The organism is Synechococcus sp. A15-24, assembly GCF_014280195.1.
Lineage (GTDB): Bacteria > Cyanobacteriota > Cyanobacteriia > PCC-6307 > Cyanobiaceae > Parasynechococcus.
Genome location: NZ_CP047960.1, coordinates 2,083,808 through 2,101,158 on the forward strand (window position 1 = coordinate 2,083,808; position 17,351 = coordinate 2,101,158).

Genomic DNA, 17,351 nt, shown 5'->3' on the forward strand with positions numbered 1-17,351 from the left:
CGGGTCAATCCATGGTATGCAGTGCTCGCCCCCCCGTCTTCTCCATGTCACGGCCTGTTCTGGAGCTCGAACAGCTGCGACTGCGCTACCCGGGCAGTGATCGCTGGACCCTCAATGGTCTGGACCTGAGCCTGACGTCCGGAGAGACCATGGCCCTGGTGGGTGCCTCAGGCTGCGGCAAAAGCACAGTGGCCCGTGCCGTGATGCAGCTGTTGCCCCCTGGCACCCAATGCGAAGGGACGCTGCGATTGACGGGCATCGATCCGCGACCACTGGATCGTCCCTCCCTGCGTCGGCTGCGCGGACAGGCCGCTGGCCTCGTGTTTCAGGACCCGATGACCCGGCTGAATCCGTTGATGACCGTCGGCAGTCATCTGCTGGACACCCTGAAAGCCCATCGGCCGGACAGCAGCGACAGCTGGCGGCAGCTACGGCGCGATGAGCTGCTGGAGAGAGTGGGCATTGGCGCCCGGCGTCGACGCGCCTTTCCCCACGAGCTGAGCGGTGGCATGCGCCAGCGTCTGGCCATCGCCCTCGCCATCGCCCTGGAGCCGCCTCTGCTCATCGCCGATGAGCCCACCACCAGCCTTGATGTCGCCGTGGCTGGGCAGGTGATGGCCGAACTGAGCGGTCTCTGCGCAGAAATGGGCAGTGCCCTGCTGTTGATCAGCCACGATCTCGCCATGGCAGCGCGCTGGTGCGAGCGCATGGCGATGCTCGATGGTGGCCGGAAGGTGGAGGACGGCCCCAGCCAACAGCTGCTGACCCAGCCTCGTTCCGAGGTGGGCAAACGGTTGGTGGCCTCAGCCCGGGCCCGGGAAGGGGGGCAGACGCCCTCCAGGCCCGATGCCGACACCGTGCTGAGCGTGGACGAGATGCGCTGCTGGCACACTGTTGGCGGCACTCCCTGGTCCCCCGTCTGGCTCAAAGCGGTGGATGGCATCAGCCTTACGCTGTGCGCCGGGGAAAGTCTTGGGGTCGTTGGAGCCTCAGGCTGTGGCAAGAGCACCCTTTGCAGGGCGTTGATGGGGCTCAACAGCATCCGCGGTGGCCGCGTGGACCTGTTGGGGCAGAACCTGCTCAGCCTGAAGGGTGAACCCCTGCGACAGGCACGCCGAGCCCTGCAGATGGTGTTTCAGGACCCTCTGGCCTGCCTCAATCCGGCCCTCAGCGTGGCGGATGCCATTGCCGATCCTTTGCTGATCCATGGCCTGTGCAGCAAAGCTTCCGCCCGCCAGAGGGCCAGGGAATTGATGGAGCGGGTTGGCCTTAATCCGGCTGAGCAGTTTCAGGATCGTCTTCCCCGCCAGCTCTCCGGCGGCCAACAGCAGCGAGTGGCCATCGCCAGAGCCCTGGCCCTGCAGCCGAAGGTGCTGATCTGCGATGAAAGCGTCAGCATGCTCGATGCCGAGGTTCAGGCCGAGGTGCTCGCGCTGCTGAGGGAACTGCAGCAGGAGCTGGGGCTGGCGATGATCTTCGTCACCCACGATCTTTCGGTGGCCAGCGGCTTCTGCCACCGCGTGATCGTGCTGGACAAGGGCCGGATCGTGGAGGAAGGACCAGGCGAGCGAATCTTCCGAGCCCCTCAGGCTGTGATCAGCCGCACGCTGGTGGATGCTTGTCCACGGCTGCCATGAACCCGCGTGAAACAGAGGTGAACCCTGGAAAAGCCAGCACCTTCGGCTGATCCACCACGATCAGGTGACGTCTGATGCGGAGTGGCATCAGCTGATTGCGCAGCGACCGCAATAGAGCAGACACCCACATCCGGCGGCAACGCAAACGGATGACCACAGACGATCTGTCAGCAAGTTGATCTATGGAAGGGAGTTCCAGACATTTGTCAACCGATTCGCCGCCGCAATGCCCCCAGCAACCGCTCCATCACCGGCGGTAACGGCGCCTGAAAAGCCATCCGTTCCCCGCTGATCGGATGATCCAGGCCAAGCTGAAAAGCATGGAGGGCCTGCCCTGGCAGCTCCATCGGCAGTTTGCGGCAGCGGCTGTAGGTGGGGTCACCCACCACCGGATGGTTCATATGGGCACAGTGCACCCGGATCTGATGGGTGCGACCGGTATCCAGCTTGAAACGCAGCAACGAGTAATCACCGAGCCGTTCCTGCAACGTCCAATGGGTGCAGGCGTAACGGCCGGAGTCATCGTTGACAACGGCGTACTTTTTGCGATCAGCGGGATGGCGGCCGATGGCACCCACGATCGTGCCGCTGTCACCACCAGGTACGCCGTGAACCACCGCCAGATATTCCCGTGATGCGATCCGCTTCTGGATCTGCCCCTGCAGCCGCACCAGCGCCTCCTGGGATTTGGCAATCACGATGCAGCCGGTGGTGTCTTTGTCCAACCGGTGAACAATGCCGGGGCGCAGCTTGCCGCTGATCCCCGGCAGATCAGGGCAGTGGTGTAGCAGGCCGTTCACCAGCGTGCCGTCTTTGTTGCCGGGGGCTGGATGCACCGTGAGGCCGGCGGGCTTGTTGATCACGATCAGATGCTCGTCCTCGAACAGGACGTCCAACGCCATCGGTTCCGGCTTGAGGTAGGGCAACGGCTCCGGTGGAGGCATCCAGAGCTGCACCTCATCGCCCTGGCGCAGGGGGGTTTTGGCTTTGCCGGTCTTGCCGTTCACCCGCACATAGCCGGCATCAATGAATTTCTGGATCCGGGCCCGGCTCTGCTCGGTGCGCTGACTCACCAGCCAGCGGTCCAACCGCATCGGCAGCGGCTTGGGATAAACGAGGGTGAGCAGTTCACCCTCCCCCTCACCGAAGGACGCGCTGAAGGTCTCCTCCGGCAGCGGGAGTCGCTTCCAGGTGGGGCTCATTCCGGCAGCTCCAGTGCAATGCTGCCAAGGGCGGATTTGCGGAAGTCATCCAACAGGCGCTGGGCCATCCGGGCCGTGTCGCCAGAGGTGTGGCGCTGCGCCGCCGCCTCAAGCCAATAGGGGGGATCCGCTGTCTCCCCCTGCACGGGAATGCCGTAGCGGCTTTCCAGCACAGCGATGGCCACGCCTGAGGCCTGCTGCTGCTGAAGGTCAATCAGCAATTGCAGGAAGGCCTGGGCCACCAGCTCGCCGTCATAGGCGGCCTGGCCAATGTCGTCGCAGAGAGCCAGATGAAGAGCCGCCTGCTGATCATCCAGTCGGGGCGGCAACACCCCGGGAGCATCCAGCAAATCGAGGTCCTGCCCAAGCCGCACCCAACGCAACGTGCGGGTCACACCAGCCCGCCGGGCACTGGCCACCACCTTCTGCTTCACCAGGCGATTGATCAGCGCGGACTTGCCCACGTTGGGGAAGCCCAGCGTGAGGGCCCGCACAGGCCGGGGCCGCATGCCACGGTTGCGCCTCCGTTCATTCAAGTGATCGCCGGCCCGAATCGCCGCCTGCTGCACCTGCTTCACACCAGTGCCCGCCTTGGCATCGCACCACACCGTGCGCTGGCCGCGCCCTTTGAACCAGGCCTCCCAGGCCTCCCGAGCCGCGGGCGTCACCATGTCGCGCCGGTTGATCACCAGCAGGTGCTGCTTTCCCTTCAGCCAACGGTCCAGGTGGGGGTGCCCGGTGGCCAGGGGAATCCGGGCATCGCGCACTTCGATCACCAGATCCACCTTGTCGAGATGGCGACTGAGCTGCTGCTCCGCCTTGGCGATGTGACCGGGATACCACTGAATTGCCGGTGTGCTCATGGCACCACCAGGACGGGACAGGGAGCCAACTCGATCACGCGGGCTGCCGTGCTGCCGTCATCGGAGTTAAGGCTCACGCCGCCGATTCCCATCACGATCACATCCACATTCAACTCGTCTGCCACGTCCAGGATCACGGTCACGGGCTCACCGCCGCGCTCCAGCCGCTGGCAGGGCACACCGGACTGATCAATCCGCGCCTTGATCCGCTCCAGAAGCGATGGATTAGGAGCCGAATTCAGCAGCTCGAGCAGCACCAGGCGGCGGTCGTTGCCCTGGACGAGTTCTAGGGCCATGACCGCGGTGTCCAGAGCCTGGGGGTTGGCGTCCATGGGCAAGAGGAGGGTCTCAAACATCGCCGATCAAAGACGCGAAAACACGGGTTAACCTCCTCCCGTTTTCCTACCGCACGACACAACCCCATGGCGAAGCGTTCCCTGGCCAGCCTTAACGCCGGCGACCTGAGCGGCAAACGCGTTCTCGTGCGGGTTGATTTCAACGTGCCCCTGAACGACGCCGGTGCGATCACCGACGACACCCGCATCCGCGCCGCCCTGCCCACGATCAACGACCTGATCGGCAAGAGCGCCAAGGTGATCCTGTCGGCTCACTTCGGCCGCCCCAAGGGTCAGGTGAACGACGCCATGCGCCTCACCCCCGTGGCCGCTCGCCTGAGCGAACTGCTGGGTAAGCCCGTAGCCAAGACCGACAGCTGCATCGGCCCCGATGCCGAAGCCAAAGTGAACGCCATGGCCGATGGCGATGTGGTGCTGCTGGAGAACGTGCGCTTCTTTGCTGAGGAAGAGAAGAACGAAGCCAGGTTCGCCGAGAAGCTTGCGGGCTTGGCTGAGGTTTACGTGAACGATGCCTTCGGCGCCGCCCACCGGGCACACGCCTCTACCGAGGGCGTGACCAAGTTCCTCAAGCCCGCTGTCGCCGGCTTCCTGATGGAGAAGGAACTTCAGTATCTGCAGGGTGCCGTGGATGAGCCCAAGCGTCCCCTGGCCGCCATCGTCGGTGGCTCCAAGGTGAGCTCTAAAATCGGCGTGCTCGAGGCACTGATCGACAAGTGCGACAAGGTGCTGATCGGCGGCGGCATGATCTTCACCTTCTACAAGGCCCGCGGCCTCTCGGTGGGCAAGAGCCTGGTGGAAGAGGACAAGCTGGAACTGGCCAAGGAGCTGGAAGCCAAGGCCAAGGCCAAGGGCGTTGAGCTGCTGCTGCCCACCGATGTGGTGCTGGCCGACAACTTCGCCCATGATGCCAACAGCCAGGTGGCTGATGTCACCGCCATCCCCGACGGCTGGATGGGTCTGGACATCGGTCCAGATGCGGTGAAGGTGTTCCAGGACGCCCTTGCCGATTGTCAGACCGTGATCTGGAACGGCCCCATGGGTGTGTTCGAATTCGAGAAGTTCGCCACCGGCACCAACGCCATCGCCACTACCCTGGCGGAGCTCAGCGGCAAGGGCTGCTGCACGATCATCGGCGGTGGTGACTCCGTAGCAGCTGTGGAGAAGGCCGGTCTGGCCGCGAAGATGTCCCACATCTCCACCGGCGGCGGCGCCAGCCTCGAACTGCTGGAAGGCAAGGTGCTGCCTGGAGTTGCAGCCCTCAACGACGCCGCCTGATCGTTTCTCAGACCTGCTGCTTCCGGCGCTTCTTCTTCGGGCGCGCCGGTAGCCCAACGTCTTCCCTGACTTGATTCAGATAGGCCCGGCGGTCCTGCCTCAGGGACCTCCGGGCTTGTTTGTAGCGATCGCGGCAGTCCTTCAAGGCCCTGATGGACTGGGAGGAATCCACACAGCGCTGGCTGCGTTGCATCAGCTCGAGGCGCTGGTTGAAGGTCTGCTTAGACCAGTTTTTATGGGCTTGCACAAGATCCTGCACCTGGTCCTGCGAAGGTTTGGCTGCTGCCTGGACCGAGCGGGATGACTCCACCCCTGGCACAACCAACAGGGCCAGCAAGGCGAGAGAGAGGGCTGATCGCTTCATGGGCACAGCATTGGGTTTGACCTCACTGTGACGGGATCGTTCGACCAAGATCTGATTGCTTCGGGCCAAAGGGATGACCAGATGTGACCTGAACCTCGGCTTCATCGGTCTGGGCGCGATCGGACGGCCGATGGCGGCCAACCTCAGCCAAGCCGGCTTCCAGCTCAATGTGCACACCCGTAGCCGGAGCGCTGAAACGGCTCCTGAGCTTGCGGAAGCACGCTCTTGCGCCAGCCCGGCCGAAGCAGCCGAAGCCGTCGACGCTCTGCTGATCTGCGTCAGCGATGACCAAGCCGTGGAAACCGTGCTGTTCGGATCCGACTGCGCGGCCTCGACCCTCCAACCCGACTCGGTGGTAGTGGACTGCTCCACCATCGCTCCTGCAACAGCCATGGCCTGCGCCAAGCGCCTGGCCGAGAAGGGGATCCACTACCTCGATGCACCGGTAACCGGCGGCACTGAAGGAGCCAAAGCCGGAACGCTGACGCTGTTGGTGGGAGGTGATTCAACAGCGCTGGCCTGCGTGCGACCCGTGCTGGAGGTGATCGGCAGCACGATTCACCACTTCGGGCCTGTGGGTCGCGGTCAACAGGTGAAAGCGGTGAATCAGGTGCTGGTGGCTGGCAGCTACGCCGGCGTGGCGGAAGCGATGGCGCTGGGGAAGCGGCTCGACCTTCCTATGGATCAGGTGGTGGAGGCGTTGAAGAGCGGAGCTGCTGGCTCCTGGGCCCTCAACCACCGCTCGGCGGGGATGCTGGCGGGGCTCTACCCGCTGGGTTTCCGCCTGGCCCTGCACCATAAGGACCTAGGAATCGCCCTGGAGGCAGCGGACAGCGTGCAGCTGGAGCTGCCGATCAGCCGCATGGTGCGACAGCTGGAGGCTGACCTGATGCAGCAAGGGCATGGCGATGAGGACGTCTCAGCGCTGCATCGACATTTTGCCACGAAACCGTGAATATATATATACGATTATGAATCAGTATCGTGCCAACTCGGTCTCTGTGTCGACGACTCGTACTTGCTTGGTCGCTGTAACGACACCATCGGGGTGAATCAGCATCACAGCCCAGGCCTGAACGCCGGATTGCTGCGGCGCCTGCACCTGCTTGAACAACCCACCGCCACCAAGGGGGGCCAGCTGAACCAAGGGGGGCCTCTGCTCCAGCCGTTGATCCGGAGTGAGTTCGATCAGCCCCCCCGCCGCCACTGCCTGACCCAAGGGCTCATCAAAAATCACATCGATGTCGTATCGGCTTCCTGTGAGCACTGCAGTAGGAATCTGAAGAGTGATCGGAAGCTCATTCGCTCCACTGCGCAACAGCGACTGTTCCTCAAGCAACTCCTCCTCCACCATCACGCCAGCCTCAATCCGAACAGCCAGGACCTGAGACGCCTCCAGCCGATAGTTCTGGCCATCAGCCGTTCCGGATCCGCTGACGGCCACGCGCAACCGTGAACGACCATCGTCCAGCGGATCCATAGCCTCGACACGCCAACGGGTTTCGGGGAAATCCGTCGCGAAACGGTCATAACGACGCTGGACGGTGCTGGTCAGATCGGGGCCTGTTAAGTGATTGAAATCGTCGGAGTCGCCGCTGTTGAGGGCCATCTCCAGACGGCTGCCGTAACCCTCCACAGCAGAGGGAGCCATGCCTCCAGCGGCCAGGAGCGGCGTGGGCATGACAGCAGCCCAGACCAGGGTCAGCAGCGCTGCTCTCACTGAAGGCCTCACCGGACAACCTCAAGGATCGACTTAAGTTAGGCCGCAAGAGCAGGCACGTCCGTCGCCATGACCCGGCTTCTGATCGCCGCCAGCGGCACCGGTGGACACCTGTTCCCTGCCTTGGCAGTAGCGGAAGCACTTTCCGAGCGTTGGCAGGTGCGTTGGCTGGGAGTCCCGGACCGCCTCGAAACGCAGCTGGTGCCAGGCCGCTTCAAGTTGATCACCGTGAATGCAGGGGGCTTGCAAGGCAGCAAGCTGAGCAAGCTGTTTCAACTGCTGCGACTGCTGGCTGCAGGGGTCCGCGTGGCCCGTCTGATCCGCAGGGAACGCATCCAACTGGTGTTCAGCACCGGCGGCTACATCGCTGCTCCGGCCATCCTGGCGGCCCGATTCTGCGGAGTGCCAGCTGTGCTGCACGAAGCCAATGCCATCCCCGGTCGGGTGACCCGGTTGCTGGGTCGTTTCTGCCGGGCTGTGGCTGTGGGCCTGCCTGTCGCCGCCGACCGGATTCCTGGCATTCGCCCCTTGATGACGGGCATGCCGGTAAGGGCTGATTTTCTGCAGAGCCAACCTTTGCCTGAATGGGTGCCTGAGGGTAGGGGTCCTCTGCTGGTGGTGATCGGTGGCAGCCAAGGGGCCGTGGGACTGAACCGCATGGTGCGAGCTGTGTTGCCGCCATTGCTCGAGCAAGGCTGCCGTGTGGTGCACCTCACCGGCCGCAACGACACCGAGGTAGGCCAGGTGCAACACCCGTTGCTGGTGGAGCAGCCCTTCAGCGACGAGATCCCTGGCCTACTGCAACATGCCGACCTGGCGGTGAGCCGTGCCGGCGCCGGCAGCCTGAGTGAACTGACGGTGTGCGGGACCCCCGCAATCCTTGTGCCTTTCCCCCAGGCGGCGGATCAACACCAGGAGGCCAACGCCGCCTGTGCCGCAGAGCAGGGCGGGGCTGTGATCGTCCATCAGCACGAATCGGAGGCAGCGGTGCTGCAGCAAACGATTCAACGTCTGCTTGGACATCGGCTGGGGGATCCCAACGCTGACCCTTCGCTGCTGCTCACCATGCGCGATGGAATGGAGCGGCTGGCCATCCGAGATGCCGATCAGCGCTTGGTGGATCTGCTGAAGAGCCTGCTGGATTGACCTCAAGCCAGTGGCGCACGGCTCAGCTCCTTGCGCATCGCGCTGACGATGCAGCGATTGTTCCGCCGTGACTGCAGACCGATCCGGAGCCAGTTCTCTCCCAGCCCTTCAAACGAACGGCAATCACGCAGAAGGATCCTGTGGTGCAGCTCCAGCGCTTGGCGCAGGGGCAGCAGGGATCGGTTCGCCCGAATCAGCAGGTAATTCACTGCTGATGGCATGGGGGTGATGCCAGGCAGCAACGCAAGCTGCTGCTGCATCCAGGCTCCTTCCCGCGCCACCCAAGCCTGCGTTTGCCGACACCAGCGCTGATGGCGACGGGGGGATCCCAACAAGCGTTGGCCAACGGCCATGGCAATGCCATTCACAGGCCAGGGATCGCGCCACTGAGCCCAGCGCTGCAGGCGTTCGGGCTGTGCAACGGCATACCCGAGCCGCAACCCGGCAATGCCATAGAGCTTGGTGAGGCTGCGGATCACCACCAGATTTCCGGTCTTGGCCACCAACGGAATCAACGACTGCTGCTCGCCCGCGGGCACCAGCGGCAGAAAGGCTTCATCGCAGATCACCAGACGAAACCGCTTCAGCAACGGTTCCAGAAATGCCCGACTCCAGAGCTGACCTGTGGGGTTGTGGGGGTTGCAGATCCACAACACCTCAGCCTCAGCAGGCGATGGAAAGGGTTGAGGACGATCACCACTCCAGGAGAGCGGCAGCTGGTGACGGATCCAGGACCCATCCCAACAACCCAGGGCTCGGCTGTAATCGGCGAACCCTGGCGATGGCACCAAGCTCAGGCCTGAACTGGCCGCATCTCGCGCCGCCCAGGTGAACAGTTCCGCCGCCCCGTTCCCCACCAGCAACAGCTCGGAGGGAACACCATGCAGCCGCGCCAGGTCGCATCGCAGCTGGTTATGACTGCGATCTGGATAGTCACGGATAATCGATCGGCTGAGGCGAGGCAGACGCGGGGTCCAGGGCACGAGCGACGCACTGGCATCCAGCAGATCAGAGGGTCGGCAGCCGAGGCGCTCGGCGATCGAAGCTCGGTTGCCGCCGTGACGGTGCTCGACGTCCATCGCGACTCCCGATACAACCCAGAGACACCCCCCAGCGTCGCCCACCGCGCCCATGGCGATTCGAGCTGTCCTGCTGTTGTCGCTGGTGCTGGTCACCACCCCGAAGGCATGGAGCGCTGATGCCAAGGATCTGGTCCGAATACTGAAAAGCGGGCGCTGAACCAGCTGACGCCCTGCCGGCGTGCCAGGGCGATAGCCGTAACCGAAGCGACCGCCCTGCTCATCATCCAGAATGGTCGGCGTGACGATGATTACCAATTCGTTCTTTTCCCGAGACGACGAGGACTGACAGAACAGCTGCCCAATCAGCGGCATGTCGCCAAGAATCGGCCATTTACGCACCTGCTGACGGTCCGAATCGGTAATCACACCCGTAAGAATCAACGACTGTCCATCACGGAGGCGGATGCTTCCAGACTCCAATTTTCGAGCCTGAATGTTGAAGATTCCGACACCTTCTTCCGACACCTTCCTGCGTTCCGGCAGGAATCTGCACAGATATTTCAGGCTTCAGCTCAAGACTGATAAATCCATTGTCATCAATTTTGCTCACCGAAAGATCAACTGTGAGGCCAGCATTCTCGCGAGTGTTCTGAAACTGTGTTGAACCATTGGCTGTTTCCGTAGCACTCACCCCTTTAATCACACTCTGGCCAGTTTCTACCATGGCGGCTTCCCCTTCCTGCACCAACAATGTGGGCTGGGCCAATAGACACCACTTACAGGGAGCAGCAGCTCAAGCTGAACACCGACCACATCACTATCAAAGAGAAGTTCCTCCAGCGCCTCGCTCATCGCCTTGCGCTGCATTGGCATGCCATCACGGCAGGCATCAGGGGGCCAATCAACGGATCGCCAGTACCAGATCGACTTGTGCAGCCAGCAACAGATCAATCGACGCTCTGTGGCCAAAGCCAGAACTCGACGCACGCCAAGAAGACGCTTCAAGCCAGTCTGAAAAGCCTGAACCTGAGGAATTTCAACCAGGGACAGCGGACTCAATCAGACACATTGTTTTGACCCAGGATATCCAGATCGTAGCAAGAAGACAAGACAAATTTTATAGGCAATGCAGGCAACTCATTCACCTGGTTTTCATCAAAAAAATCTTTAATCGCGATCAACAATCAAATCACTCCACTCTTTGATTCTGAGTTAACGAAGCATAGTGAAATCAAAAAACGATCATCAATTCCTGATGGAGTCACTCCGCCAATCTTGAAGTAAGCCAATTGAATCTTTAACCCCCGAATCAGCTTTCAGCATCCTCTGAACCGGGCAGCCAGGGCAAGCCACTGCCCACCGCTTCTGAGATGTTTCGCAAGCCATAGCGGTCCAACTGCAGCTGAAGCCCTTCAAGGATGCGAGGCACCAGATCCGGACCCTGGAAAATCCAGCCGGTGTAGAGCTGAATCAACGTGGCTCCGGCGGTGATCCTCTCCCAGGCGATCTCTGCCGAATCAATGCCTCCAACTCCGACAAGCGTTAACGCCGGACCGGCACTGGCCCGCAACCTGCGGATCACCTCCAGTGCCCTTAGCCGCAGGGGCGCACCACTGAGCCCACCCGCCTCCTCCGCCAGGGTTCGGCCGGTCTGCAACAACCGACGCTGCTCCAATCCCAGGCGATCCAGGCTGGTGTTCACAGCAATCACCCCGGCCAGACCCTCCTCGAAGGCCACCCGGGCAATGCCATCAATCGCCTCATCCTCAAGATCCGGTGCGATCTTCACCAGCAACGGTGGACAGGCAGGCAAGCGACGCAGCCGCTCCACCAGCCGCCGCAACTGGCTGGAATCCTGCAGATCCCTCAGCCCAGGGGTATTGGGAGAACTCACATTGATCACGGCGTAATCCGCTAAAGGGGCCAATAGCTCCAGCGAAGAGGCGTAATCCTCAGGGGCCTGTTCCAACGCGGTGACCTTGGATTTACCGACGTTGATTCCCAGGACTGCCGGGCGACGACCGGGGGGATCCAGCCGTTGACGTTCCAGGGTTCTACGCAACGCCTGGGCTCCATCGTTGTTGAACCCCATCCGATTGAGAGCTGCCTGTTCCTGAGCCAGGCGAAACAACCGGGGTCGGGGATTGCCGGGCTGGCCATGCCAGGTGACCGTGCCCACCTCCGCGAAACCAAAGCCAAAGCGATCCCACAGCCCTGCCGCCACCCCGTTCTTGTCGAAACCAGCCGCAAGACCCACTGGGTTGGGGAAGCGGCAACCGAACAACACCTGCTCGAGCCGCAAATCACGGCGCTGCAGATCACCGGCCAGGCCCTCCAGCACCGTGGAGACCAGCGGCCACTGGCGCCGCAGCGACGCTTGTCCTAAGGCAGTCAGTGCTGTGCGGGACAGCTGTTCAGCATCGAGCCCCTCGTCATTGGCGAGCACAGGCCCCAGCCAACGCTGATAGAACGCGCCGCTGCTGAGAGGGGATGGCGGCATGGCGAACGCTCAGGACTGTTCTGATCCTGCCTCGCGACGATGCAGAGTCCAGCGACCCTCGTCCGCGGGGTGCACCTGCCAGTCCCGCCAGATCCAGGACTCCTGACGCTGCTCCAGCTGCTTGAGCGGGACTTCCACCAGCTGCGCCAGCTCCACCAGGCTGAGACTGAACCCTCCATCCGCCAACCGGTCCGCCAGCTCCAAGCGGCTCAACGACTGCACCAGCTGTTGTGGTGCCGGATCAGCATCGACATCGACTGCCGCAACGTCGCTCTCAACGGCTGGCTGGCCGAGATCCAACGAACACCCCTGGGAAAAAGCAACTGCGATCCGATCGACCCGGTCGTTGTCCGGATCACCGCTGTGGCCTTTCACGTAGGCCAGCGGCACATCATCCAGCCGAGCTGCATCCAGGGCTTTCCAGAGGTCCTGGTTGAGAACGGGCTTGCCGGCTGCTGTCTTCCAGCCCTTGCGCTTCCATCCCTTCATCCAGGATCCGAGCCCATCGATCAGGTACTTGCTGTCGGTGCGAATCGTCAGATCGGGATGGCGTGGCAGTTGTTTCAGCCGCTGCAGCAACTCCAGCGCCGCCTGCAGTTCCATGCGGTTGTTGGTCGTTGCCGGATCATGGCCGCCGAATTCCTCGACACTGCCATCTTCAAAGCGCAGCAAAGCGCCCCAACCGCCTGGACCCGGGTTGCCGCTGCAGGCTCCGTCGGTGGCAGCTGCCACCACTCGACCCCGTCCTTCAGCCATTGCTCCCCCTGCACTGGTTTCGGTACAACGTGGTTTCTCGCAGGCCCTTGATGGGGCGAACCTACCTCCGCAGCCTGATCCTGGCCGCAGTTCTCGTTAGCGCAGCGGGATTATTGCCGGCGGCTCAGTCCGCCCGCGGCCTGTTCGACAGCAAAGCTCTCCAGCAGAACCGCTTCGCGGTGCTGGCCCAGCCGGTGGGACAGCGCAACTGGAAGCTGCTGGTGCTGGAGCAGATCAAGCAACGGCCCCGCTGCTGGACACCGCGGGCGGATGGTCTGGTGGATCCGACCCTCAACACGTTCAACTTTGCTGGAATCTGCAGCCGCTACCTCGACAGCAATGGCTATTCCCTCCGCAGCGGCGATGCAGACCTCGGCAGCCGCTTTCGGCTGAGCCTGCGGCAAAGCGGCAACAGTTTGCAGTTGCAAGCTTTGAACCCACGTCAGGGGGCCCCAATCGTGGTCGGTCGGGCAACGATTCCCAGGCGGGATCGCGACGGCTTCGTCCAGATTCAGCTGGATCCAGCCTGGCGACTGGAACGGCGTGTCTACAAAGGGCGCACCCTGAGCCACGTTTATTTCTCTCACCCCGACCCGGTGAACCGGCTCCTGGCCCGGGCAGAACGAGGCAGCGACGATGGATTCAGCCGGCTGGGGGCCCCAACGGCACCCATGGCCCCACGCATCAATCAGCGCATCGCAAGCGGCGAGCCCATTCGGCTGGACGTCATTCCTTACCGGCCCTGAGGCCAGCGACTGTCACAGTGCCAGTTGGCAGGCCGACCTGTTGAACCTGGGTATTCGGTCGCTCGCCCTTAGCTTTTGAAAGTGTGAGGAGTGCTGAATGCCTCTTCAGGGTCGAAACAAGGACAGACTCCTGAACGTGTTCCACTTAAAAAAAGCCCCTGCCTTCGGCGGGGGTTTTTTATTGAGCAGGTGTCCAACAAAAAACCGGCCCCTGGGGACCGGCTTGGTTTTGCGGAAGAAGTGAATCGGGCCGGTGAAATCAGCCCGAACAGGTCACTTGAGGGTGACCTTGCCGCCCACTTCTTCGATCTCTTTCTTGAGAGCTTCGGCTTCGTCCTTGGAGATGCCTTCCTTGATGGGCTTGGGAGCAGCTTCCACCAGAGCCTTGGCATCGCCAAGGCCCAGGCCGGTGGCGTTGCGCACAGCCTTGAGCACCTTGATTTTGGCTGCGGCGTCGAAACTTTCGAGGATGACGTCGAATTCGGTCTTTTCCTCGGCGGCTTCACCACCACCACCGCCGGCAGCAGCGCCAGGGGCAGCCATCACGACGCCGGCGGACGCAGCGGCGGACACACCGAAAGCTTCCTCGATCTGCTTGACCAGCTCGGAAGCTTCCAGCAGAGAAAGGGACTTCAGTGATTCGAGAATTTCGTCGGTTTTTGCAGACATGGTTGTGAATGAAGAAGCAACAGATCAGTGAAACCAGTGATGTCGGCAGAGAGTGCTCAGCTGTCGCCGCCTTCGGCGTGCTGCTTGAGCGCCCGCGCGAGACCGGAGGGAACCTCGTTGATGCCCACAGCAACCTTGGTGGCCACAGCGTTGATCGCACCGGCGATCTGAGCCATGAGCTGCTCTTTGGAAGGGAGATCGGCAATAGCCTTGATCTCGTCCTGGGACAGCAGCTTGCCTTCGAAAAGGCCGCCTTTGGTTTCGGACTTCTTGGTCTCCTTCTGGAAGGCCTGAACGGCCTTCACACCGGCACCGACATCGCCCTTGATCAGGACGAAGGCATTGGTGCCTGTCAGAAGAGAGTCGAGATTCGACCAGGCGCTATCACCATCAATTGCACGGCGCATCAAGGTGTTTTTGGTCACCTTGCACACCGCATTGCCAGCCCGCAGACGATCCCGCAGGTCGGAAATTTCCTTGATGGAGAGGCCCTTGTAATCAAGAACCAGCGCCAGTTCGGACTCGGCGAGGAGCTCCTTGAGCTCTCCGACGATCTGCTGCTTGCTCTCCAGCGTGCGGCCCATAGGGATTGGATCGGATCGAGGGGGAACAAGCTGGACACACGGCCGATCGAGTCTTCAGAAGAAGACGAGGCCGCGTGTCGATCCAATCCCGAATGGGACAAAAATCATGTTGCGTCTGCCTCGGCAGGGATTACATCAGCTGGCCCGTAAGAAACGGGCCAATAGAAACCCTGCTGTCTCAGGCCGGGCGCGTGCCCGGTTTGGCTTTCGCCAATTTTGAATTGTAGAGGAGAGCCTGCTCAGCTCCCCTGCTCAATGTCCTGCAGTGCGGAGAAATCCACTTCCACGGATGGGCCCATGGTGGACGTCACATAGAGAGACTTCCAGTAGCGGCCCTTGGCACCGCTGGGCTTGTTGCGGTCGATGGTCTCCTGCAGGGTCTTGAGGTTCTGCAACAGAGCCTCGGCAGTGAAGCTCGCCTTGCCGAATCGGACGTGGACGATACCCGTGCGGTCAGCTCGGAATTCCAGTTTGCCGGCCTTGAATTCTTGGATGGCTCCAGCCAGATCGGTGGTGACCGTTCCGGCCTTGGGGTTCGGCATCAGGCCCCGGGGACCGAGGACACGACCCAGTTTGGCCACCTTCGGCATCATGTCCGGAGTGGCGATCAACAGGTCGAACTCCATCTCGCCTTTGGCGATGGTCTCCACCAGATCTTCATCACCTGCCAGTTCGGCCCCGGCGGCCTTGGCTTCGGCAACCTTCTCACCACGGGTCACCACCGCGATGCGAACGGTCTGGCCAGTGCCATTGGGCAACGCCACGGTGGTACGCAGCTGCTGGTCGGTGTACTTGGGATCGATGCCGAGGCGCACGTGGGCCTCCATCGTTTCGTCGAACTTGGCGGTGGCGTTGTCCTTCACCAGGGCAATCGCCTCGAGGGGTTCGTAGATGCGATCCTCGATCTTGCTGGCAAGACCTGCCAGTCGCTTAGAGAGTTTGGGCATAACAGGAGTGGGGTACGGACGACATCAGCGATGTCTCCCCCGGTAAGGGTTGAAGAATGAAGCGGCGACGATCAGTTGCTGATGGACACGCCCATGTTGCGGGCGGTGCCTTCGATGATCCGCATCGCGGACTCAACACTGGTGCAGTTGAGATCGGGAAGCTTGGTTTTGGCGATCTCCTCGAGCTGAGCCCGGTTGATCGATCCAACGCTGCCCTTAGCGGACTCGCCGGAACCTTTCTCGATCTTGGCGGCCTTGGTGATCAGCACCGACGCCGGGGGTGTCTTGGTGATGAAGGTGAAGCTGCGGTCTTCATAGACCGAGATCTCCACCGGAATCACAAAACCGGCTTTGTCCTGCGTCCGAGCGTTGTACTCCTTGCAGAACATCATGATGTTCACACCGTGCTGACCGAGGGCAGGGCCCACCGGCGGCGCGGGGTTGGCTTTGCCGGCCTGGAGGGCCAGCTTGATAACAGCGGTGACTTTCTTGGCCATTGACGAACGGCTTTTGACTTCTGCGGATCACCAGGCCCGTGGGCAGGGTGGGGCAGGGTGAAAATCACCCCTCAGGCCGCCCTCCACAGGGAAGCGGCCGCCCGTAGTCAGTTCTGCTTGGAGATCTGAGAGAACTCCAGTTCCACCGGGGTCTCCCGACCAAAGATGGACAACAGGGCCTTGAGCTTGTTGCGTTCGCCGGAGACCTCGATCACCTCACCCTGGAAGTCCTTGAACGGACCAGCGGTCACCAGGATCTGATCGCCTTCGGTGAGATCAACCTTGACGACGGTTTTCTTCTCGGCAGCACGTTTGAAGATCCGGTCCACCTCGGCGCGGCTGAGGGGGCGTGGCTTGATATGGCCCCGAGCCTTACCGGCGGCGCGCCGGTCTTCCGCCCCAACGAAGTTGATCACGTTCGGTGTGCTGCGGACGGCCATCATCGTGTCCTCATCGAGCACCATCCGCACAAGCACATAGCCGGGGAACACCTTCTCCTCGGTGGACTGACGGGAACCGTCCTTCTTCACCTTGACCGCAGGGGTCTGCGGAATCTCAATCTCGAGGATGCGCTTGCTCACCCCCAAGGTGATCGCCCGCTGCTCCAGGGTCGCCTTCACCTTTTTCTCGCAGCTGGAGGCCACCTGCACGGCGTACCAACGGGCAATTGCCGTGTTGGCGGACGGCGCATCCGAGAGTGTGCCCTCCTCACCCTCATTCGGGGCCGGCAGGTCGAGCACCTCGGCGGGGTCCGTTGTGGTCAGATCGTCGGGCACGGCTGAAAAGGGGTGCGGATCAGCGGAACACCTGGGATGACGCCCATCCGAAGAAGCGACTGACCGCGGCAATGCCGGCGGCCGACAAGCTCACCATCAGAATTACAGCGATCGATTCGCTGAACAGCTGCTGACGGCTGGGCCAGACCACAAGCTTGAGTTCGTCGACCGTGGCCGGCAGAAAACCGCGAGGGGCGGCGGGTTCTGCGGGTGTGGCATCAGGACTCTTGGTTGAGGTGTCCTCGGAAATCGGGCTGGTCACGGAAGGGGGACCGGGTGTTGACAGGGATG

At 62.0% G+C, this 17,351-nt stretch carries 21 protein-coding genes and 1 pseudogene; 5 read left to right on the top strand and 17 right to left on the bottom strand.

What is annotated here, in order from left to right; translation table 11 throughout:
* The first annotated feature begins 11 nt into the window (after positions 1-11).
* On the top strand, positions 12-1,637 hold the full coding sequence (locus tag SynA1524_RS11790; RefSeq protein ID WP_186498181.1) for an ABC transporter ATP-binding protein: 1,626 nt from the start codon (positions 12-14) through the stop codon (positions 1,635-1,637).
* Positions 1,638-1,843: 206 nt separating this feature from the next.
* On the opposite strand, the gene SynA1524_RS11795 is transcribed toward SynA1524_RS11790, so the two are convergent.
* The 3 genes from SynA1524_RS11795 to SynA1524_RS11805 are packed head-to-tail and all read right to left on the bottom strand — an operon-like array spanning position 1,844 to position 4,058.
* Positions 1,844-2,839, bottom strand: a complete 996-nt coding sequence (locus tag SynA1524_RS11795; protein ID WP_186498183.1) for an RluA family pseudouridine synthase — start codon at positions 2,837-2,839, stop codon at positions 1,844-1,846.
* Positions 2,836-3,702, bottom strand: a complete 867-nt coding sequence (gene ylqF / locus SynA1524_RS11800) for a ribosome biogenesis GTPase YlqF (protein WP_186498185.1) — start codon at positions 3,700-3,702, stop codon at positions 2,836-2,838. The genes SynA1524_RS11795 and ylqF overlap by 4 nt, the downstream gene beginning before the upstream one ends.
* Positions 3,699-4,058: a universal stress protein gene (locus SynA1524_RS11805; protein WP_186498187.1), complete on the bottom strand. Its 360-nt coding sequence runs from the start codon at positions 4,056-4,058 to the stop codon at positions 3,699-3,701. Before SynA1524_RS11805 ends, ylqF begins: the two co-directional genes overlap by 4 nt.
* 66 nt (positions 4,059-4,124) lie before the next feature.
* Here SynA1524_RS11805 and SynA1524_RS11810 point away from each other — a divergent pair, with 66 nt between their 5' ends.
* The gene (locus tag SynA1524_RS11810) at positions 4,125-5,333 is read left to right on the top strand and encodes a phosphoglycerate kinase (protein ID WP_186498189.1); all 1,209 of its coding nucleotides are present in this window, start codon (positions 4,125-4,127) and stop codon (positions 5,331-5,333) included.
* Between the two features lie 7 nt (positions 5,334-5,340).
* On the opposite strand, the gene SynA1524_RS11815 is transcribed toward SynA1524_RS11810, so the two are convergent.
* Positions 5,341-5,697, bottom strand: coding sequence for a hypothetical protein (locus SynA1524_RS11815; RefSeq protein WP_186498191.1), 357 nt, complete (start codon positions 5,695-5,697; stop codon positions 5,341-5,343).
* Between the two features lie 73 nt (positions 5,698-5,770).
* On the opposite strand from SynA1524_RS11815, the gene SynA1524_RS11820 reads away from it, so the two are divergent.
* Positions 5,771-6,652 (top strand): NAD(P)-dependent oxidoreductase, encoded by an 882-nt coding sequence (locus SynA1524_RS11820; protein ID WP_186498192.1) that lies wholly within the window; start codon positions 5,771-5,773, stop codon positions 6,650-6,652.
* A gap of 21 nt (positions 6,653-6,673) precedes the next feature.
* On the opposite strand, the gene SynA1524_RS11825 is transcribed toward SynA1524_RS11820, so the two are convergent.
* Entirely contained in the window at positions 6,674-7,378 is a 705-nt protein-coding gene (locus SynA1524_RS11825; RefSeq protein WP_286188589.1) for a DUF8623 domain-containing protein, read from the bottom strand.
* A gap of 108 nt (positions 7,379-7,486) precedes the next feature.
* Here SynA1524_RS11825 and murG point away from each other — a divergent pair, with 108 nt between their 5' ends.
* Entirely contained in the window at positions 7,487-8,563 is a 1,077-nt protein-coding gene (gene murG / locus SynA1524_RS11830; RefSeq protein ID WP_186498196.1) for an undecaprenyldiphospho-muramoylpentapeptide beta-N-acetylglucosaminyltransferase, read from the top strand.
* A gap of 2 nt (positions 8,564-8,565) precedes the next feature.
* Here murG and SynA1524_RS11835 read toward each other — a convergent pair whose 3' ends face one another.
* The 6 genes and pseudogenes from SynA1524_RS11835 to SynA1524_RS11850 form a co-directional block, all read right to left on the bottom strand.
* Entirely contained in the window at positions 8,566-9,642 is a 1,077-nt protein-coding gene (locus SynA1524_RS11835) for a threonine-phosphate decarboxylase (RefSeq protein ID WP_186499640.1), read from the bottom strand.
* A gap of 288 nt (positions 9,643-9,930) precedes the next feature.
* A pseudogene (locus tag SynA1524_RS13115) lies at positions 9,931-10,110 on the bottom strand (secretin GspD/PilQ domain-containing protein); the annotation flags it as partial.
* Entirely contained in the window at positions 10,037-10,330 is a 294-nt protein-coding gene (locus SynA1524_RS13120) for a hypothetical protein (RefSeq protein WP_286188748.1), read from the bottom strand. The gene SynA1524_RS13120 and the pseudogene SynA1524_RS13115, both read right to left, overlap by 74 nt.
* Positions 10,303-10,590, bottom strand: a complete 288-nt coding sequence (locus tag SynA1524_RS12910; RefSeq protein ID WP_222930486.1) for a hypothetical protein — start codon at positions 10,588-10,590, stop codon at positions 10,303-10,305. Before SynA1524_RS12910 ends, SynA1524_RS13120 begins: the two co-directional genes overlap by 28 nt.
* A 304-nt stretch (positions 10,591-10,894) precedes the next feature.
* Positions 10,895-12,085: a quinone-dependent dihydroorotate dehydrogenase gene (locus tag SynA1524_RS11845; RefSeq protein ID WP_186498198.1), complete on the bottom strand. Its 1,191-nt coding sequence runs from the start codon at positions 12,083-12,085 to the stop codon at positions 10,895-10,897.
* Positions 12,086-12,094: 9 nt separating this feature from the next.
* A complete protein-coding gene (locus SynA1524_RS11850) occupies positions 12,095-12,841 on the bottom strand; it encodes a ribonuclease H family protein (RefSeq protein ID WP_186498200.1) in 747 nt (248 codons plus the stop codon).
* A gap of 50 nt (positions 12,842-12,891) precedes the next feature.
* Here SynA1524_RS11850 and SynA1524_RS11855 point away from each other — a divergent pair, with 50 nt between their 5' ends.
* Positions 12,892-13,587 (top strand): DUF3747 domain-containing protein, encoded by a 696-nt coding sequence (locus SynA1524_RS11855; RefSeq protein WP_186498202.1) that lies wholly within the window; start codon positions 12,892-12,894, stop codon positions 13,585-13,587.
* 273 nt (positions 13,588-13,860) lie between these two features.
* Here SynA1524_RS11855 and rplL read toward each other — a convergent pair whose 3' ends face one another.
* From rplL to secE, 6 genes are all read right to left on the bottom strand, one after another.
* A complete protein-coding gene (rplL, locus tag SynA1524_RS11860; protein WP_186498205.1) occupies positions 13,861-14,256 on the bottom strand; it encodes a 50S ribosomal protein L7/L12 in 396 nt (131 codons plus the stop codon).
* Between the two features lie 56 nt (positions 14,257-14,312).
* Positions 14,313-14,840 (bottom strand): 50S ribosomal protein L10, encoded by a 528-nt coding sequence (gene rplJ, locus SynA1524_RS11865; RefSeq protein WP_186498207.1) that lies wholly within the window; start codon positions 14,838-14,840, stop codon positions 14,313-14,315.
* Between the two features lie 239 nt (positions 14,841-15,079).
* Positions 15,080-15,787, bottom strand: coding sequence for a 50S ribosomal protein L1 (gene rplA, locus SynA1524_RS11870; RefSeq protein ID WP_186498209.1), 708 nt, complete (start codon positions 15,785-15,787; stop codon positions 15,080-15,082).
* Between the two features lie 71 nt (positions 15,788-15,858).
* Entirely contained in the window at positions 15,859-16,284 is a 426-nt protein-coding gene (gene rplK / locus SynA1524_RS11875) for a 50S ribosomal protein L11 (RefSeq protein WP_186498211.1), read from the bottom strand.
* Between the two features lie 107 nt (positions 16,285-16,391).
* Positions 16,392-17,060, bottom strand: a complete 669-nt coding sequence (gene nusG / locus SynA1524_RS11880) for a transcription termination/antitermination protein NusG (protein ID WP_186498213.1) — start codon at positions 17,058-17,060, stop codon at positions 16,392-16,394.
* A 19-nt stretch (positions 17,061-17,079) separates the two neighbouring features.
* Positions 17,080-17,322, bottom strand: coding sequence for a preprotein translocase subunit SecE (secE, locus tag SynA1524_RS11885; protein ID WP_186498215.1), 243 nt, complete (start codon positions 17,320-17,322; stop codon positions 17,080-17,082).
* Between the last annotated feature and the right edge of the window lie 29 nt (positions 17,323-17,351).

Excerpts from the sequence above, each read along its gene's own strand:
- rplL (WP_186498205.1), bottom strand. The coding sequence starts at position 14,256 with ATGTCTGCAAAAACCGACGAAATTCTCGAATCACTGAAGTCCCTTTCT.
- ylqF (WP_186498185.1), bottom strand. The coding sequence starts at position 3,702 with ATGAGCACACCGGCAATTCAGTGGTATCCCGGTCACATCGCCAAGGCG.
- SynA1524_RS11810 (WP_186498189.1), top strand. The coding sequence starts at position 4,125 with ATGGCGAAGCGTTCCCTGGCCAGCCTTAACGCCGGCGACCTGAGCGGC.
- SynA1524_RS11835 (WP_186499640.1), bottom strand. The coding sequence starts at position 9,642 with ATGGACGTCGAGCACCGTCACGGCGGCAACCGAGCTTCGATCGCCGAG.
- SynA1524_RS11815 (WP_186498191.1), bottom strand. The coding sequence starts at position 5,697 with ATGAAGCGATCAGCCCTCTCTCTCGCCTTGCTGGCCCTGTTGGTTGTG.
- SynA1524_RS11820 (WP_186498192.1), top strand. The coding sequence starts at position 5,771 with ATGACCAGATGTGACCTGAACCTCGGCTTCATCGGTCTGGGCGCGATC.
- rplJ (WP_186498207.1), bottom strand. The coding sequence starts at position 14,840 with ATGGGCCGCACGCTGGAGAGCAAGCAGCAGATCGTCGGAGAGCTCAAG.
- rplK (WP_186498211.1), bottom strand. The coding sequence starts at position 16,284 with ATGGCCAAGAAAGTCACCGCTGTTATCAAGCTGGCCCTCCAGGCCGGC.
- murG (WP_186498196.1), top strand. The coding sequence starts at position 7,487 with ATGACCCGGCTTCTGATCGCCGCCAGCGGCACCGGTGGACACCTGTTC.
- rplA (WP_186498209.1), bottom strand. The coding sequence starts at position 15,787 with ATGCCCAAACTCTCTAAGCGACTGGCAGGTCTTGCCAGCAAGATCGAG.
- SynA1524_RS11855 (WP_186498202.1), top strand. The coding sequence starts at position 12,892 with ATGGGGCGAACCTACCTCCGCAGCCTGATCCTGGCCGCAGTTCTCGTT.
- SynA1524_RS11795 (WP_186498183.1), bottom strand. The coding sequence starts at position 2,839 with ATGAGCCCCACCTGGAAGCGACTCCCGCTGCCGGAGGAGACCTTCAGC.
- SynA1524_RS11790 (WP_186498181.1), top strand. The coding sequence starts at position 12 with ATGGTATGCAGTGCTCGCCCCCCCGTCTTCTCCATGTCACGGCCTGTT.
- SynA1524_RS11805 (WP_186498187.1), bottom strand. The coding sequence starts at position 4,058 with ATGTTTGAGACCCTCCTCTTGCCCATGGACGCCAACCCCCAGGCTCTG.
- SynA1524_RS11845 (WP_186498198.1), bottom strand. The coding sequence starts at position 12,085 with ATGCCGCCATCCCCTCTCAGCAGCGGCGCGTTCTATCAGCGTTGGCTG.
- SynA1524_RS11850 (WP_186498200.1), bottom strand. The coding sequence starts at position 12,841 with ATGGCTGAAGGACGGGGTCGAGTGGTGGCAGCTGCCACCGACGGAGCC.
- SynA1524_RS11825 (WP_286188589.1), bottom strand. The coding sequence starts at position 7,378 with ATGCCCACGCCGCTCCTGGCCGCTGGAGGCATGGCTCCCTCTGCTGTG.